Here is a 751-nt window from a genome sequence, read left to right as displayed (position 1 = left end):
GCCGGCGGCATCGTCAACAACGACGGCAAAGTCCGCCTCGACGACGAAACCATCGTCATCGACAACGACCCCACCAACTGCACCGGCCACATCCCCAACTGCTTCGCCTGATCCGGAGCTGCACCACATAGAGGAGACGGCCCCTCCCGACCGCCCACCGGCGGCGGGAGGGGCCGTCCTCGCGTACCCGGCGAGCTACGTCCGGGTTAGGGCCGCCCTAGGCGTGCCGTACGCCTAATGTGCGGTTTCTTCTGATCTGCCCCCTCCACGAAGAACATTCTCATACGGTGTTCTTGAGCAGCTACAACCGATTTGTAGCCAAGGCGCCTCGCGATGGCGAAGCACCTTGTCTGGTACGAGGAGAGAGCAGAGAGCTCCGATGTCCAACTACCTTCCGAAGAACACCGATACGGCGCGGGAAACCGGGACGGCGCCGCGCCGCCGCAAGCTGTGGCTCGCCACCGGCGTCGCCGGCCTGACCGGCGTCGTCAGCCTCGTCACCGTGGGTGCTGCCACCGGCGCGGGGGCGGCGGGGATGAACCAGCTGGAAAACCTCAAGTGGTCCACCGCCGAGCAGGTCGTCAAGGACGACGGGCCCGGCCGGGACGATCGTGACGAGCACCGCGACAAGGACCGGGACGGTCGGGGTGAGCGTGACGGGGAGGGCCGGGTTCGTGAGGTGCCCTGCGACGACGACGCGTTGGTCGAAGCGGTGGTACGGGCCAACAACGAACTGGGCGGCACGCTGAAG

The 751-nt window shown here is 66.8% G+C and carries 1 pseudogene; it reads left to right on the top strand.

The annotated features are described in order from the left end of the window. Positions 1–379: 379 nt before the first annotated feature. Positions 380–751, top strand: a pseudogene (locus SNR22_RS29170) (hypothetical protein); the annotation flags it as partial.

This window comes from Micromonospora sp. RTGN7 (assembly GCF_033804645.1).
Lineage (GTDB): Bacteria > Actinomycetota > Actinomycetes > Mycobacteriales > Micromonosporaceae > Micromonospora.
Note: the sequence above shows the minus strand (reverse complement) of the source record. Positions and strands in the feature narration are given on the sequence as shown.